Source organism: Domibacillus indicus, from assembly GCF_000970685.1.
Lineage (GTDB): Bacteria > Bacillota > Bacilli > Bacillales > Domibacillaceae > Domibacillus > Domibacillus indicus.
In genome coordinates, this window is sequence record NZ_LAJB01000003.1 from 188197 (window position 1) to 204333 (window position 16137).

The window sequence follows — 16137 nt, forward strand, 5'->3', positions numbered from 1 at the left end:
TTTACGCAAACGATTGCTCTCTTTTTCACATATAAAATAACAGCCTGAATCGGCTGTTATCTATTATTCATCGCAGCTTTTTGAATAATTCAATTGTCCTTTTTTCCCGGCTGCTTTCAAGGGCCGCCTCAATAATCCGCGCTGTCTTGATGCCATCTTCTCCTGCTACCGAGCACGGTTTTCCGTTGCGAATGCATTCGTACACTTCCCGGTAATAATGGCGGTAGTCGCCGGGAAGGGTTACAATTTTTTCACTTCCGCTGCTTGTATAAAGAGTTCCATACTGGTCAATTGAATCCATTCCCCAATCGGGGCCATCCGGCAGGCTTCCTGCCAGCAATTCCGCCTCCTGCGGGTCTTCCCCTTTTTTCATAAACGTTCCCTGGCTGCCGTGCACTTTGTATTTAGAGCCCTGTTCAAAAGACAGCATGCTGCTGTGCAGAGTAACCCGCTTTGTTCCATATGTTAAAATAAGATGAAAATAATCATCGACAATGGCTTCCGGCCGCTGTTTTTGGATGTCCGCCGTTATGCTGTCCGGCATACCGAACAGTGCCAATGCCTGATCAATTAAATGGGCACCAAGGTCATAAAGAACACCCGAAGCAGGCTTGTTTTCTTCCCGCCAGCCCTTGGCCACGGCTGGCTCAAACCGGTCATAGTGAGCTTCATAGAAATAAATATCACCGAGCTTCCCTTCATCTATCAGCTTCTTTACTGTCAGAAAGTTCCCATCGTAACGGCGATTCTGAAATACGCTCAGCATCACGCCATGTTCTCTGGCGCAGGCAGTCAGCTCTTCTGCTTCCTTTGACGTCGGCACCATCGGTTTTTCCAGCACGATGTGTTTTCCTGCCTGAAGCGCTTTTTTGGTTATATCAAAATGAAGGCTGCTTGGCGTCGTCACGACAATAAGCTCTACGTCATCCCGTTTGATAACCTCGTCAATTGCTTGCTCCACATCCGTATCCGGCAGGTTCTTTTTTACTTTTTCTTCATTAGAAGACAGTACACAAACAACCTCGAATTCTTCCATTGTTTTTAAAAAAGGGGAATGAAAAGTAGACCCTGAAAAACCATATCCAATGATCGCTGTACCGATTGGCTTCATAAATTTACGTCTCCTTTACCTTCAATTTCCTATTTAATATATTCCCCGATTTTTTTCCTGCTCAAACAAAGCGTATTCAATCTATTTGCCGGGTGATACATTTAGTATAATGGGGTAGAATAAGAGAAAGAACCTTTTTACTATTTTTGAGGGGATTGACATAAATGGCTCGAAATGATTACCGGGCAATGCTTTCTAAACGAATGGAAAAAGAATTTTCCGGCTGGTTTGAACAAGAGCATATTCAAGAGAAGGATTTGTACCGCTTTCTTCATACTATGAAAGGGACTGCCGGTACAATCGGACTAGATGAGATGTCTTCCTTTTGCTCTTCACAGCTGGAAAATCTATCCGACACTAGCGAAACGTTAATTCCGGTTCGTTCGTTAAAAAATTTCATTTCGCTGATGAGAAGCTTTTTTCACAGTAATGAAGAAAATGCAGTTTTAGAAGAAGAAATCGAAGAAGTCCCTGTTTCTATTGAGGAAAACGGCTCTTTTGTTTTAATTATTGATGAAGATGCCGAGTTTGCCTCCTATATAAAAGAGACGCTCGAGGAAAACGGTGTACAGGCTGTTATCGCATTAACCGGCAAACGGGGTGTAGAGCTGTTTTATACGCTTCAGCCTCATATGGTTATTATGGATGCGCAGCTGCCGGATATGAATGGCTTTGATATTTTAACGCAGATTAACGATATTGCCAGAAGCCGACATGTGCCGATTACCCTGGTCAGCGTAGATGGACGGGCTGAAAATTTCAGCAAAGCCTATGAAATGGGCGCGATGGACTTTATTCCAAAGCCAATTAACATAAACGTTTTCATTCCTTACGTCTCTAATAGGTTAAAATACAGGTCTGCCATCTGGCAGTCCGCTTTAACCGATGAACTGACAGGTGCCGGAAACCGCCGGCAATTTACACAGACTCTTTCTCAAATGTCAGCTCTGGCTGAACGTAAGCGGCATACATATTCGCTCGTTATGCTGGATTTGGATCATTTCAAAAAAATAAACGATCAGTATGGACACCCTGCCGGCGATGAAGTTTTGCGAAGCTTCAGCTCGCTCGTTTTAAGAATGAAGCGGGAAACAGATTATTTCTTCCGATACGGCGGTGAAGAATTCGCTTTGCTTTTGGCGGATACCATTCCAGCAGAAGCGATTGTTTTAATTGAACGGATTCGCTCAAAATTTGCGGAAACCGCTTTTACTATTCCGCCTTTTGATCCGTTTCACGTAACATTTTCAGCGGGCGTGTCCGAGTATCGAATTGATGAAGCGACCGTCTTAAACGAAGCGGATCAAGCACTTTATAAAGCCAAGCGAAACGGGCGGAACCAGTCTGTTGTTTACGCTCTTGACAGCGGCGATGTAAAACGTCATTTAAACATTATGATTGTCGATGATGACCTGCTTGTGCGAAAAATGCTGTCGAAACAATTCGCCGGATGGAAACCAAATGAAATTGACGTTCTCATTCATGAATATCCCGATGGTATCTCTTTTTTGGAATCAGATTGGTACAAGCCGGATGAAAATTATATGATTCTTTTAGATGGCATCATGCCGAAAATGGACGGGCTTGAAGTGCTGACCAATGTCCGGAAACGGTTTCCGGATGACAATATTGTCATTTCCATGCTGACAGCACGTACAAATGAAGCAGATATTGTCCTGGCTTTAAAAAGCGGAGCAGATGATTACATTGTGAAGCCATTTCATCCTCAGGAAGTGGTGGCCCGGGTACAGCGCCTGACAAAGAGGATGTTTAAATGACCCTTTCCTTTTTCCTGCTGCTGACTGCTTCTCTCTTTCTTTTGCAAATTGTGCTTCTCTGTTATCTGGTGATCCGCAAAAAAAGGCGGCAGCGCTACGAGGAAGAAGTAGAAAGCCAGTATAACCATTTAGTGGAGCCGTTCAGTTCTTATATGATGGAGCCATCTGATGTGCGCTTTTTTTATGCTATTCGTTCAATCAAGCACCAGGAAGTGGTACTGGAGCGGTTATTAAATGGCTATGTAGCCTTTACAAAAGAAGCGCACTCTTCACCTTTAGTGAAACAGCTGTCTGAAAGATTTTTAACAGAGCCGTACCGCCAAAGATTGAACCGGCGTAACTGGGCAAAGCGGATAAACACCCTCCATTATATTGAAGACTTCCATATGGTTTCCCTGTCTCCCGTTTTGCTGGAGCAGCTTGCCATCTCGAATAAACTGGATGCTGAAACCCGGCAGCTTATCCGGACTCTTGCTTCATTGGATGAAACAAAAGTGCTCACCGAATTGAGCCGATTTTCAAATGCGCCTCTCCGGCTGTATGCGGATGTTTTCAGCCGTTTAAAAAAAGAGACTGCAGTGAAAGAAATCCAATCCGCGCTCGAGAGTACGGATTTATCCCTGAAACATGCAGCGCTGATTTTTGTCGGACAGTCCGGGTCCCTTGCTTTTCTTCCCGCTGTTGAAAAAGAGCTGGCAGTCCCGCATGCTGAAACAAGAATTCAAGCGCTTAAAGCTATTTTCCGGCTTGAATATATGTCTGATCCCGACTTGCTGGCCCCCTTTTTCAAATCAGAAATCTGGGCGGAGCGAATGTTTGCTGCGCGTATAGCCGGCATTTTACAGCTTTCCAGATATAAAGAAACACTGGGCATACTGTTGGGAGACTCTGTTTGGTGGGTTCGCTATTCTGCGGCTGAAGCCTTTACGCACTTTTCAGATGGAGATTTACTCCTTGCCCACTTAGCCGAAAATCACCCTGACCGCTATGGACGGGATATGGCTGCACAGTGGCAGATCTACCAGCCTGGAGGTGCCAGACAATGAACATCGTTTTCCTTATTCTTTCTTACGTAACAATTATTTATATGTTGATTTCCAGCTTGAGCTATGTGGTCCTTTTTTTGCTTGCTTTCCGCAAAGTACACCGGGAAAGCGAGCTGGACCGCCGCGAGCTGACAGAAGATATTGCCGGGAGCGAGCGGACATACCCTGTTTCCATTCTGGTTCCGGCTTATAATGAAGAAGTAGGGGTTGTCAGTACAGTCCGGTCTCTTCTTGCTCTGGAATACCCTGAAAAAGAGATTATTGTGATTGATGACGGCTCTAAAGACCAGACCTCGGCCCGAATGATTGAAGAATTTCAAATGACTGAAATTCCGTTCGCCGTTCGGGCTTATCTGGAGACAGCCGAAGTAAAAGCCATTTACCAGTCTGCTATTTTCCCGTATATCCGCCTTATTAAGAAAGCAAATGGCGGAAAAGCGGATGCATTGAACGCGGGGATTAATTTATCCTCTTATCCTTATTTCTGTGCTATTGACGGGGATTCAATTTTAGAGAATGATGCACTTTTAAAAACAATGCGGCCGATTATTGAGTCAGACGGCCAGATTATTGTAACAGGAGGCTCGGTCCGCATCGCAAACGGATCGACCATTTCAAGAAGCAAGGTAGAAGCGATTGACCTGCCGCGGCATCCAGTTGTCCTTATGCAGATTATCGAGTACTTCCGCGCTTTTTTGATCGGCCGTCTGGCTTTAAGCCGAATGAATATTTTATTGATTGTTTCCGGTGCTTTCGGTGTTTTTCATAAAGAACGGGTGATCCGCGCCGGCGGCTACAACAAAAAAACGGTCGGCGAGGACATGGAGCTTGTGGTGCGTCTGCACAGGCTGCTGAAGGAAGAAAAATCAAAGCAGCGAATTGAATACGTTCCGGACCCTGTTTGCTGGACAGAAGCACCCGAATCACTTGAGGTTTTGCGCTCACAGCGAATCCGCTGGCAGCGAGGATTGTTCGAGACGCTCTGGACGCACAAAAAAATGATGCTCAATCCGTCATACGGCTCGGTAGGACTGGTGTCTATGCCTTACTTTTTATTTGTGGAACTGCTCGGGGCCATTTTTGAATTCTGCGGTTATTTTCTTATTTTCGGCGGCTTTTTCTTTTCATTGATTGATCCGAAAATTGCCGGCATTTTGTTTTTGGTTACGATTTTTTACGGATCGCTTATTTCTGCCCTGGCCGTTCTTTTGGAAGAATTAACGCTTCATAAATATCCAAAGGTTTCTCATTTAATCCGCTTGTACGGCTGGGCACTGACAGAAGCTTTTTGGTATCGTCCGCTTATGGTTATTTGGCGGATTCAAGGGATTTTTGCGGCTTTCCGAAAAAAACAGCATTGGGGCGATATGAAGCGGAAAGGAATCTCGACTTAAACAACATGGAGGTAGGCTGAATTGAAAAAGATTTTAGTAGCGGATGATGAAGACATTCTGCGTATGTTAATTGTGGATACACTTGAAGATGATTTTGATATTACTGAAGCGGAAGACGGACAAGAAGCGCTTAATTGTGCCCGGACGCAGACATATGACTTGATCATCCTTGATTATATGATGCCCCATTTAACAGGAATGGAAGTATTGGAAACAATCCGCAAAGACGGAAATTCAACTCCCGTGCTAATGCTTACAGCGAAAGCCCAGGAAGCAGACCGGGAGCTGGCCATGTCGCACGGAGCCGATTACTTTATGGCAAAACCGTTTAGCCCGATGGAATTACTGTCTCTCGTAGAAACGATTCTTTAATGAGAAAGCGGGCAGCTCCCCTGAAGAGCCGCCCGCTTGTTTTTATTGGTCTTCTTGTTTAAACCGGTCTTGAAGCAGATAATAGGATTTTTTCAATCTTTCTCTTGAAGAAACGTCCCCGTTCCACGATTCCCATTTGTACATGTTCATTTTCGGAACAGCATTGCCTGATGAAGCGGGCAGTGTTGACTCTTCTCCAAAAGAGGCGCCAATCCCAATGCCTTTTATTGTTTCTTCCGCCTCGATTCCTTCCTTGAAAATATCTCCCGCTGCTTTCAGGCTGCTCGGGTCCTTCACATTTAATAACAGCCATGGAATACGGATTTCGATATTCCCTGTTTCGTTATCCACATAGTAATCGGATAAAGAATCATACTCAGACGATTTTGGATTGCCATTGCCAAACCGCATGACTCCCGTTTCATAATAATCAAACGGAAGCACTTCATCTGTATCCGGACGGGTGATTTCTTTATTCAGGGCCAGGCGGACCGGGTTAAAGTCGCTGCTGTTGTTCGCCGGCTTTTCAGGCACCGGCTTCAGCATCGGAACGTCAAATCCATACTGGTACAAGAAAGTATCATAATAAGCATTTACCTGGAGGGTGCCTTTGTTTTTTCCATCGAATGAAAGAACAAAGTCAATATCATTCGAAGCAAATGACAGGCCATCCTCTTTCTCGCTTCCAATGGCTGGATGCACATCGAAATAAAACTCCGGCATCCGGCCATTGGACATTTTCGAGCGGATATACAGATAGCGCTCATCATGTGTGACATACAGGCTGTCGTTTCCCTTGTAAAACGGCTGAATGTCCTCCCAGTCTTTTATATCCCCGTCTGTTTTAATACGGAGGCGGTCAAAACTTAAGAGCCCGAACTGCTGCTCATTTGTCTGGGCGTTGGACCAGTACGGACGCCGTTCTGGATCATCAAGGTCCATCGTATTCCAGGTCCGCTTAAACCACTCATCCTGCCAGGTAAAAACAAGGCCGCCCATCATCCCTTCAGCCAGAATATCATCATACATATGAATAAGCCCTTCTCCCTGCTGCTGCTCGCTTATAAAGCCCTGGTTCAGCCCAAAGGTATTGCGGTGCGTCATGCCGCGTGAAGCAGGAAGGCCAAACTCTGCAATCAAAACCGGCATGTCATGTGCCTCGCGGAGATCATGCAGGTACCCGGCATAGCTGTTGTTTTCACCTCGGAAATCCTTATACGTTACATACTTTTCTTCTAAATTCAAAAAGTCAGGGTAATACGGATACACATGGTACGAAGCAAACAGCGGGGTTTCCCTTTTCGGCTTGATCGTATTCGGATTAACCGATACCAGGTCTTCCTGCTCCTGCGGTTCAGCCGGATGCTCCAGCAGGTCTGTTGTTACCCAGTTTGTAAAGCTCATCGGCCGTGTCCACTTATAGGTGTCAGCTTCATATTTCATCATTGTATCCATTTGCTCGGCCAGCCAGATTTCCATCGGCTCCGCTTTTTCTGTGCGGACAAACTCGCCGTCATATTGGGCAAGGCCGGCGTATTTCGTTTTCATATTGTCGACCATATACGGATACCACTCAATCCCGAGCATCCAGCCAATGACATACGGTGATATATCCGCCCGGTAAACACCTGACGCATGGCCTGTCCGTTTTTGGATATCGGCATTGCCATGAATCACATCGGCGAGCCGTTTCATTTCCGCTTGAAATTCTTTCGTGATTTCCGGTGTAAAAGCATCAAGTGTCTTTTCTAACGGCTCCTCGTCAATCCACACACCATGAAAAACATAAATCGGCGAATCCGCATGCTCTTCATTATACCGTTTCAGCGCATTGTAAAAGCCAGGCGGGTGAAGTGTGTAAACACGAATCGTATTGGCATTCATTTCGCCAATTTGAGTCAGCCAGTCATAGTATTCCGATTCGGAAATGGCTGCTTCACCAGGAAATGCCCCCGGTTTCCCCATGCCGATATTAACACCTCTTACCGTCATCGTTTTCCATTTGCCATCTTCATATACGTCAAAGCGGTCTCCATTTAAGCGGGCGGTATAGGAAAGACCGTTTTTTTCCGCGGCAGGTACAGAAACTGCTTCTTCCTCGTCCGCTTTTTTCTCCATCGATAAAATGCCTTTCATCAGCGGCACGTACGTTTTCCAGAAAAACGCCTGCTCCGGATAAAGAGCGGAAGGCGTAATAAAGGCCCGCATCGAGGCGAAGCCGGCATATTTATAGATAGAGGATACTTCCGCTGTATCAGCAAAATCTCCGGCAAAATAAAAAAGGTCCGACTGTTCATACGAATAATGGGTCACTGCCGGAAAAGAAAGCGGAATGCCTTCTTTCTCTAATAGCTCTTTTCCTTTTTTCGATAAATCCCATTGATAATGAGCCCAAATATCCTGTTTATTTTCCGGCACGGTTATGTCAAACCAGTAGGTGTATGGAACACCTTTTTCCAGGCCGGTTATCTGCTTCCCTTCCTCTGTAAACTCCATTGTCAGCTGTGCTTTGTTTGCATATCCTTCTTCTTCCGAAAGCACAATGACTTTTTCTTTTTCTTCATTCACAAGCACAAAGCCGGGCCCCTCAAATGCCCACTTCTTTCCTTCTGCTTCATATAATGAAAAAATGTCCGCTGTCAGCTCTTCATTTTCTTTACTTAACTCTCCAAAAGCGCGCCCTGTCCAGCCAGTCGGATTCGTATGCAAAAAAGAAGCCGCATCATTTTTCACTTCCGCTTTTGTTGGAGAAGCAAATGTGTTGAATTCCATAATCAATGTCGTTGGATGGTCGGCTGTCTGCTGCTTTATCGCTTCCCATTCATCCAATTGAAGGCCGCCGTATACAAGGTTGTTTTCTTCGTCATATACCCCGTATGTGTCAGCCGCATAAATCAGGTCTGCTCCTTCAAGACTTTCAGGCAGCGCTCTTTCTTTTTCCTTCTTTTCAGGAAAATAACCGTAATAGTCATTTTCACCGCCGAAGGAAGCAAAGCGCAAATGCTCCAGCACCCAGGAGAGAGCACGGTGCTCTCTCTTATTGTCTGTTGGTACGGTTTTATCCAAAATAACCACTTTGTCCGCCCTTGTGCCGCCAAGCTCCCACATAATGCGGGGCAGCAAAAGCAGTAAAGCAATTCCCAGGAGCACAAACCACTTTTTCTTTGCTTTCATTATGAATCAGAACCTTTCTCTGGATAGAAAATAACTCCCTGCTGCTTTGGCTCAGTTAAAAATCCAAGAACTGCCTGCGATAATTGGTTAGGCGGATACGGTTTCGTTAAGTAATGATCGATCTGGGTCAGCTTTCCTGAATCTTCATTTTGATCGAGGGCTGAAGAAATAATGATCGGAATATCGCGCGTGCTTGTTTCTTTTTTTAGCAGTTCCACCAGATCCCAGCCATTCAGGTCATCTCCAAGCATAATATCAATGACCATTCCAACGAGCGGGGTACGCTTCGCTTCTTCAAAGGCTTCGGATGGATCGAGATGATAAATAACCGTAAAACCATTCATTTTTAATTCTTCAGATAACAAAAGAGCAAGGCTCATATCATCTTCCACAATCATCACCGAAGGGCTGTTTTCTGTTCCTTCAGGACGAATGAGCCGGCTTGGGCCGGAAGAAAGAAGCGGCAGAGAAACGCATACTGTCGTTCCTTTACCCTCTTCTGATTCAATGGTAATCGTTCCATTGTGCTTTTCGATAATTTCCCGGCAAATTGCCAGCCCCAGTCCCGTTCCGCCAATTTTCCTCCGAGCGCTGTTATCAATCCGCTGGAACTTGCTGAACAGCTTCGGCACAGCTTCGGCTGGAATGCCGATCCCTTCATCTTTCACAGAAACAAGGAGCTGGTTTTCTTTATTGGAAAGAGTCAGCGTAACATGGCCGCCGTCCGGTGAAAACTTAATCGCGTTGCCAAGAATATTCGTTAACACCTGGGCAAGGCGCTCCTTATCTCCTTTAACGCGGACGTCAGCCGCTTCATCCACGACAACAAGGGAATGGCTGTTTTCCGACCGGAAGCGGGTAACTGCTTCAACAGCCAGCTCATTCATCTGAAATTCTTCCATTTGATACACCTGGCTGCCCGATTCCATTCGCTGCAAATCTAAAAAGTCATTAATTAAGTTTGTCAGCCTGTTCGCTTCTTTGTAGATTGTTTCTAAGTATTTTTTTTGCTTTTCTGGTTTCAGCTGCTTGTGAAGCAGCAGCTCCGTAAAACCAAGGACGCTTGAAAGCGGCGTACGGAGCTCATGGCTGACCGTGCTGACCAGCTCTGTTTTCATCTGGTCAATCTCATATTCTTTCGTAATATCCCGATGAACAAAGATCGTACCTGTTTTTTCTCCCTCTATGAAAACAGGAGCGCTATACACATCAATTACGCGTTCAGACGGTCCTAAAATTTTGTAACGGTATTCCTGGATGCCATCCTCTTCCTGCGAAAGGCAGCTTTCCAAAAAGCTTTTCATTTTTTGAGGCTCGTCGGTTTGCTCAGCCAGGTGATCGATCCATTGCTTCTTTTCAACTATTTCATCAAGGCACACTGCATCCCAGCCAACAATAAAACAGAATGCTTCATTGCGCTGCAGCATACGTCCATCCACGCCGACAAATTGAATGCCTTCATTAATGTTATTGACGATCCGCTCATTAAGCACCCGCTCTTTCACGTTGCGGTCATACAGCTGAATACGCTCAATAGCCAGAGAAATACGCTTTAACAAGCCATACAGGTCTTTCTGTTCCTGTGGAGAAAAAGCATGGCCAATTCTCGCTCCGCCGAATAAAGCTGTCATCTGCCCGGCTGCGCTGCTTACTCCGGCAAAATATTCATAAACATAAACCGTTTCTGAAGCAAGCCCTTTTTCCTGCACAGCCTCTCTTTTTAACGTAAAAAAAGAGTCCTCCTTCAGCCGCTGGTCAATATAATCAATCCGGCGTGCTGAAAACTCGTCAAACATCGATTTTGTTACACCCTTGAGCTTATGTTCTCCGCTGTCGCGAATCCAAAACAAGCCCAGATCTAACCCGTATACTTCGTCAAGATAATCAAGTACACTATCGGCAAGTTCCTGTTTGTTAAGAGAAAAAGACAGAACATGATTTAAATCATTATAGCGCTGCAGCCGTTCTTTCGTTTGGTTCGTCTCGCGGAGTGATTCCTCGATTTTCTCCTGGTGTTCCTGAAGCTCTTCCTGCTGCATAACCAATTCTTCATTCTGGGCTGTGAGTTCTTCTTCTTTTTCCTGTATGGTCCGGATCATGGAGCCAAATGAAGAAAATAGCACACCGATTTCATCATTTTGCTTTATCGGCAGTAATGAAAAGCTTTTGCCGGACGCGAAATCATCAGCTGCTTTTCTCATATTTTCAAGCGGCCTTACGATTTCCTTCATCATCCGCCAGATCAAATAAGAAATAAAAACGAATAACAAAAAAATAAATATGATCATCACAAGCGTAAATTGATACGCCTGCTGAAGCATTTCTCTTGACAGCACTTCCAGCCGATCATCAATATCTGTTTTATACTGCTGTGCATATTCCATAAATTGATTTACAGAATCGGTCAGGCCGCTGCTTGACAATACTCTCAGCGCTTCATAATCATTGTTTTCCACCATTTCAATTGTGGCAGGCAGCGTCTCTCTTTCATATGCAGCCATGAAATCTGCAAGTTCTTCTGTCAGCTGCTGCTCTTGTGAATTTAACTGAATATTTTTCAATTCACTCAGTGATCCGTTTACCTGCTCAATATCTTCATAAACGCGGGCAAGCTCTTTCTCATTTTGAAAGGCGACATACCCTCTTGCCCGGAAAAACATATCATTCAGTGAATCCCGCAGTGTTTCCAATTTCGCTTGCTTTTCAAACAGTGCTTCCCTCTTGAACCTCAGCTCTTCCTGCGAATCTTTCATATAAATAAAGGCCCCCGCCCCTGCTGCTGTCAAAAGAAATAAAATCGATAATGACAAAAGCAAATACCGGCGCCGAATGCCAGATGTTATATCTATGCCCATATGTTTCCTCCCTTTCAATTCCATATTTTTATTATAGACTGTTAGATTAGTAACGAAAAGAAATAAAAAAACCCGCTGCTTGAGCGGGTTACGATTGGTCAGAGGAAAACATATAGTGGCGTTCATTGTATGTGATGGAAAAAATAAGCGCCAGCGCCAGCATATTTCCCATCATGGCACTGCCTCCGTAGCTGATAAAAGGCAGTGGAATTCCGGTGATCGGCAGCAGGCCGATTGTCATACCGATATTTTGAAAAGCATGGAAGGTAATCATCGCAATAACTCCCGCACACATGTAAGAATAATAGGGAGTATTTGTATTTAATCCTAGTTTTGTAATGTGGTAGATTAGCACGAAAAAAAGACTTACGACGATCGAAGCACCAATAAACCCATACTCTTCTCCGATAACGCTGAAAATAAAGTCGGTATGGCTCTCCGGCAGGTAAACCTCCCGGTAGCCAAAGCCTTTGCCCATCGTCTGGCCGGAGCCAATTGCAAGCAGCGACCGGGTCAGGTGAAAGCCGATTGAGCTTTCATAGTTATACGGGTCAAGCCACGAATAAATACGGTCAAACTGATACTGCCTGACCCCGAGATATTTTTCTAAAACCGCCGGCTGCCAGAGCACCATATAAAAAACAAATGCAATGAGGGCGGCGGCCCCGCTGAAAAGCGGAAGCAGGATTTTCCATGTAATACCTGAAACAAAAATCATGCCAAGCAGGATGGAAATAAGAACAAGTGAGGTTCCAAGGTCCTGCCGGATGACCAGAGCAAGCGGAATGGCCGTAATGGCACCCAGCTTCAGCAGAAGCATCCAGTCGCTCCGAATGGTTTTAATTGGATTTTTAGAATGATGATTCACCATTACACGTGATAAAGTTAAAATTAAAAAAACCTTCATAAATTCCGATGGCTGGATCGACCCGATTCCCGGGAGCACGAACCAGTTTTTGGCCCCATTGATTGTCGGGGCGATAGAGGACGGCGCGACGATTAAAAAGATAAGCAGCAAAAGGCCAAATCCATATAAATACCAGGCCATGCTATGAAACTGATCAGAATCGACACGGATAAATAAAGCAATAATTCCTATTCCGACTGCGTACCAGACAATCTGCCGGACCACGAAGTTCGTATCATATTGACCGGTCGTCTGCGCACTGTAAATCGCCGCACAGCTGACAACAAACAGCATAAGCAAGATTAAAATCAACCCGTAGTCAATTCGGCTTGATTGTTGTTGAGAATTCATGTTAATTCCTCTTTCTACTAAAAATAGACCAATTCTTATTATAACGTTATTGTCTTATTGTACAACAGTCAAACGATTCAGAAACAAGAAATCTCCGCAGGACCATGGTAGAATAACTTGAACAGGATATCCCGCTTCTTCTTTTATTTCCGGCTTTGCCGGGTTTTACAAGGAGCCTATTACCATAATTGCGAAACAGGAAAGGAAGTTTTTAATGGAAGCAATCAAAACAAACGAACAATTAGAAGAGATTATTGCCGGAAGCGAGCCGGCTATCATTAAATTCTTTGCCGGCTGGTGTCCGGATTGTACAAGAATGGATATGTTTATTGATGATATTATTGCGGACTACGGACAATACCGCTGGTTTGAATTAAACCGCGATGACTTTCCCGATGCAGCGCAAAAATATGATGTGATGGGGATCCCGAGCCTGCTGTTATTCCAAAATGGCGAAAAACTGGCGCATCTGCACAGTGCCAATGCGAAATCTCCCGAAGAAGTACGCGACTACTTGAGCAGCCTTCCCGTTTAATACAAAAAGCCGTCCGCCAAAAGGCGGACGGCTTTTAAAAAATCCCTTCCAGCTTATTTAACTGCTGCTTGAGCATTTCCTCGTCCAGTCCGTCTCCGATCACAACCATAACGGCCGGCCTCTTCATCGGCTGCGGCTGAAAAAACGGCACACCGTATGCATATTGAAACAGCTCAGGCCGTTCACCTGAATCTTCGAATTTTACAAATCCTTTCATTCTCAGCACAGAATCCGAAAGCTGCTCTGCCCATTTGATAAAAGCGGCACGAGGCACATGATTTACAAATTCATAAGCAAAGGTTCGAATATGCAGGTGGTGGCGGGCATGATGAGTTTCGCCTCCTGCTGATCCTCCGCCGAATGTAATGCCGCCTTCCATCTGGCCAAATGTCATAACCCGCAGATCCACATTTTTATTTAATGAGCGAATTTCCCGTTTTACCTGCTCCGCTTGTTCTTTGGTTACAAGGTCTGTTTTTGTGAGCGCTGCTGTATCACTCCAGCGCGCCTGGTCTTCCATCAGCTTCCGATGGGCAATGGGCAGCCGGTCCCGCTCCAGCCAGCGGACAGAATCTACAAGCGTAATAATCCCTTTTACATCCAGCTGCATGGAAATAAGAGGAGAGGTGCAGGCGTCCAGCACTTCCATAGGATGTGCAGCGCCGGTCGTTTCAATATAAATAACATCTGGACGGTGCTCGCGGTAAAGCGTCAGCAGCTCTACTTCTATTTCATCCTTAATTGTGCAGCAAATGCATCCATTCAGCATATCACGTACTGTCGTCTGATCCCCGAGTACAGCTGAATCAACTGAGAGGGAGCCAATTTCATTCATCAGGACCGCTGCTTTTCTTCCTGCCGCCTTTTCCTGCTCTAATAGTTGAAGCAATAAAGTCGTTTTTCCGCTTCCGAGAAAACCGCCAATAATATAAAGCTCTGTTTTCATTTTTTCCTGCCTTTCTTAAAACATAATAGTTCCGATTTATTTCCTGCTTTATATTTTACCTGTTTCTATTGTTTTTGCCATAAAAAAAAGCAGGAGGGTCAGCTCCCGCTTTACGTAAGTTTCATAACCGCTGCTAATTTTTCGGCAATAAGCATCATAAGGGCCTCTAAGTTTGTATCCCGCTGTTCACCATGCGCGTGCATTTCCTGCATGGCTTCAAGCAATGCCTGCTGTTCCTGGGACATTGTGTTTCTCCTTTAATCAAGATATCTACCCGTCCCTTTCCCGGTGCACAGCCTGCTAAACCGATACAAAAGCCTTAATTTTCACACATGTTCCTCAACTTCCACCCAATCATGGGCCCAATGCTCAATTTCGTTAATTACCGCTTTAAGCGCCCGGCCTTTTTCAGTTAATGTATATTCAACCCGTACGGGCACTTCTGCGTATACTTTTCTTGTCACAATTCCTTCTTCCTCCAGCTCTTTCAGCCGCTCTGTAAGCAGCTTGCCGCTGATCGGAAACCCGGCTTTAATTTCAGAAAAGCGCTGTGGTCCATTTAAAAGCTGTTTAATAACAAGGCCTGTCCACCGTTTCCCTAAAAGCTGCATCGCTTTTTCTACTCTTGGACAAAGCTCCATACTCCTTCACCTCTTTTGTATTCCTAGTATACACCATTTTTTTTAAGATTAACATCTTTCCACTTTTTAAAACATAGTTACTTGACTTATTAAAAACGTTTTTTTATATTAGGTTTCGAAAGGTAACACAAATAAAATGAAACGAGGTACTGTTAATGTCAAATATTTCTACAAAAGCAGATTTTTACACAGCTGTTGAAAACCGCCGTTCTTATTATGCCATTTCAAAAGACCCTGTGGCTTCTGACGAAAGAATTCAAGAGATCGTGGAATTTGCTGTTAAGCATGTGCCAACTTCATTTAATTCCCAGAGTGGCCGTGTGGTCGTTCTTCTTGGAGAACAGCATGACAGGCTATGGGACATTACAACCGAAACCTTAAAAGCCATTGTTCCGGAAGAAAGCTTTGCTTCTACACAGGAAAAAATGGATTCATTTCAGGCTGGATATGGAACCCTGCTGTTTTTTGAGGATCAATCGATTGTCCGCAGCCTGCAGGAGCAGTTTCCCCTTTATGCGGAAAATTTCCCAGTCTGGTCCAATCAGTCTTCAGGAATGCTTCAATTTACCATCTGGACAGCGCTTGAAACAGAAGGATTTGGCGCTACGCTTCAGCACTATAACCCGCTGATTGATGAAAAGGCAGCGGCTGAATGGAACATTCCGGAAGACTGGAAGCTGATTGCCCAGATGCCGTTCGGCAAGCCAGCAGCGCCAGCCGGCGATAAAGAATTTGCGCCGCTCGAAGACCGCGTGAAAATTTACAAGTAATCCATATTCCCGTTTACCAAAGAAGCGCGGGCTTTTCCTAACCGGAAAGCCCGCGCTTTCATTCTGTCAAAAAAGAGAGTCGTCAAGAAGATATTCCGTTTTTGAACTAAAATTGTCTTCTTTTTATGCACTATCTTCTAAAAGCAGTGTCAGGGGCTGCAGTCTGCCCTTTGTGTTTTTAAAAAAGCAGGAGTGAAAAAGCATATGCGTTCTTCTCTTTCTCATTCAGAAAAGAAAATCAACCGGGCGTTACCAGC

Annotated in this window: 13 protein-coding genes; 6 read left to right on the top strand and 7 right to left on the bottom strand. The window is 44.8% G+C overall.

What is annotated here, in order from left to right:
* Nucleotides 1-67 precede the first annotated feature (67 nt).
* Nucleotides 68-1111 (bottom strand): oxidoreductase, encoded by a 1044-nt coding sequence (locus VP98_RS05295; protein WP_046174307.1) that lies wholly within the window; start codon nt 1109-1111, stop codon nt 68-70.
* Between the two features lie 164 nt (nt 1112-1275).
* Here VP98_RS05295 and VP98_RS05300 point away from each other — a divergent pair, with 164 nt between their 5' ends.
* From VP98_RS05300 to VP98_RS05315, 4 genes are read left to right on the top strand one after another with little or no spacing between them, the layout of a single operon-like run.
* Nucleotides 1276-2889 (top strand): diguanylate cyclase, encoded by a 1614-nt coding sequence (locus tag VP98_RS05300; protein WP_046174308.1) that lies wholly within the window; start codon nt 1276-1278, stop codon nt 2887-2889.
* Nucleotides 2886-3935, top strand: coding sequence for a HEAT repeat domain-containing protein (locus tag VP98_RS05305; RefSeq protein ID WP_046174309.1), 1050 nt, complete (start codon nt 2886-2888; stop codon nt 3933-3935). The genes VP98_RS05300 and VP98_RS05305 overlap by 4 nt, the downstream gene beginning before the upstream one ends.
* Nucleotides 3932-5329: a glycosyltransferase family 2 protein gene (locus tag VP98_RS05310; protein ID WP_046174310.1), complete on the top strand. Its 1398-nt coding sequence runs from the start codon at nt 3932-3934 to the stop codon at nt 5327-5329. The genes VP98_RS05305 and VP98_RS05310 overlap by 4 nt, the downstream gene beginning before the upstream one ends.
* Before the next feature lie 21 nt (nt 5330-5350).
* Nucleotides 5351-5701 (top strand): response regulator transcription factor, encoded by a 351-nt coding sequence (locus VP98_RS05315; RefSeq protein WP_046174311.1) that lies wholly within the window; start codon nt 5351-5353, stop codon nt 5699-5701.
* 42 nt (nt 5702-5743) lie between these two features.
* On the opposite strand, the gene VP98_RS05320 is transcribed toward VP98_RS05315, so the two are convergent.
* The 3 genes from VP98_RS05320 to VP98_RS05330 form a co-directional block, all read right to left on the bottom strand.
* Nucleotides 5744-8875, bottom strand: a complete 3132-nt coding sequence (locus VP98_RS05320) for a hypothetical protein (RefSeq protein ID WP_046174312.1) — start codon at nt 8873-8875, stop codon at nt 5744-5746.
* Complete coding sequence (locus VP98_RS05325) at nt 8875-11730, bottom strand: ATP-binding protein (RefSeq protein ID WP_046174313.1); 2856 nt, start codon at nt 11728-11730, stop codon at nt 8875-8877. The genes VP98_RS05320 and VP98_RS05325 overlap by 1 nt, the downstream gene beginning before the upstream one ends.
* 88 nt (nt 11731-11818) lie before the next feature.
* A complete protein-coding gene (locus tag VP98_RS05330) occupies nt 11819-12988 on the bottom strand; it encodes an FtsW/RodA/SpoVE family cell cycle protein (protein WP_046174314.1) in 1170 nt (389 codons plus the stop codon).
* A 214-nt stretch (nt 12989-13202) separates the two neighbouring features.
* On the opposite strand from VP98_RS05330, the gene VP98_RS05335 reads away from it, so the two are divergent.
* On the top strand, nt 13203-13523 hold the full coding sequence (locus VP98_RS05335) for a thioredoxin family protein (RefSeq protein ID WP_046174315.1): 321 nt from the start codon (nt 13203-13205) through the stop codon (nt 13521-13523).
* Between the two features lie 34 nt (nt 13524-13557).
* On the opposite strand, the gene VP98_RS05340 is transcribed toward VP98_RS05335, so the two are convergent.
* The 3 genes from VP98_RS05340 to VP98_RS05345 all read right to left on the bottom strand — a co-directional run bounded on the left by VP98_RS05340 (nt 13558) and on the right by VP98_RS05345 (nt 15110).
* Nucleotides 13558-14469: a CobW family GTP-binding protein gene (locus VP98_RS05340; protein ID WP_046174316.1), complete on the bottom strand. Its 912-nt coding sequence runs from the start codon at nt 14467-14469 to the stop codon at nt 13558-13560.
* Between the two features lie 110 nt (nt 14470-14579).
* Nucleotides 14580-14714, bottom strand: coding sequence for a hypothetical protein (locus VP98_RS19320; RefSeq protein WP_269431496.1), 135 nt, complete (start codon nt 14712-14714; stop codon nt 14580-14582).
* An 81-nt stretch (nt 14715-14795) separates the two neighbouring features.
* Nucleotides 14796-15110 (bottom strand): winged helix-turn-helix transcriptional regulator, encoded by a 315-nt coding sequence (locus VP98_RS05345; protein ID WP_046174317.1) that lies wholly within the window; start codon nt 15108-15110, stop codon nt 14796-14798.
* A 155-nt stretch (nt 15111-15265) separates the two neighbouring features.
* Here VP98_RS05345 and VP98_RS05350 point away from each other — a divergent pair, with 155 nt between their 5' ends.
* Nucleotides 15266-15880, top strand: coding sequence for a nitroreductase family protein (locus VP98_RS05350; RefSeq protein ID WP_046174318.1), 615 nt, complete (start codon nt 15266-15268; stop codon nt 15878-15880).
* Nucleotides 15881-16137 lie beyond the last annotated feature (257 nt).

What these genes read in the sequence shown, in the direction of transcription:
- VP98_RS05295 (WP_046174307.1), bottom strand. Translation starts at nt 1,111, where the DNA reads ATGAAGCCAATCGGTACAGCGATCATTGGATATGGTTTTTCAGGGTCT.
- VP98_RS05300 (WP_046174308.1), top strand. Translation starts at nt 1,276, where the DNA reads ATGGCTCGAAATGATTACCGGGCAATGCTTTCTAAACGAATGGAAAAA.
- VP98_RS05305 (WP_046174309.1), top strand. Translation starts at nt 2,886, where the DNA reads ATGACCCTTTCCTTTTTCCTGCTGCTGACTGCTTCTCTCTTTCTTTTG.
- VP98_RS05310 (WP_046174310.1), top strand. Translation starts at nt 3,932, where the DNA reads ATGAACATCGTTTTCCTTATTCTTTCTTACGTAACAATTATTTATATG.
- VP98_RS05320 (WP_046174312.1), bottom strand. Translation starts at nt 8,875, where the DNA reads ATGAAAGCAAAGAAAAAGTGGTTTGTGCTCCTGGGAATTGCTTTACTG.
- VP98_RS05325 (WP_046174313.1), bottom strand. Translation starts at nt 11,730, where the DNA reads ATGGGCATAGATATAACATCTGGCATTCGGCGCCGGTATTTGCTTTTG.
- VP98_RS05330 (WP_046174314.1), bottom strand. Translation starts at nt 12,988, where the DNA reads ATGAATTCTCAACAACAATCAAGCCGAATTGACTACGGGTTGATTTTA.
- VP98_RS05335 (WP_046174315.1), top strand. Translation starts at nt 13,203, where the DNA reads ATGGAAGCAATCAAAACAAACGAACAATTAGAAGAGATTATTGCCGGA.
- VP98_RS05340 (WP_046174316.1), bottom strand. Translation starts at nt 14,469, where the DNA reads ATGAAAACAGAGCTTTATATTATTGGCGGTTTTCTCGGAAGCGGAAAA.
- VP98_RS19320 (WP_269431496.1), bottom strand. Translation starts at nt 14,714, where the DNA reads ATGTCCCAGGAACAGCAGGCATTGCTTGAAGCCATGCAGGAAATGCAC.
- VP98_RS05345 (WP_046174317.1), bottom strand. Translation starts at nt 15,110, where the DNA reads ATGGAGCTTTGTCCAAGAGTAGAAAAAGCGATGCAGCTTTTAGGGAAA.
- VP98_RS05350 (WP_046174318.1), top strand. Translation starts at nt 15,266, where the DNA reads ATGTCAAATATTTCTACAAAAGCAGATTTTTACACAGCTGTTGAAAAC.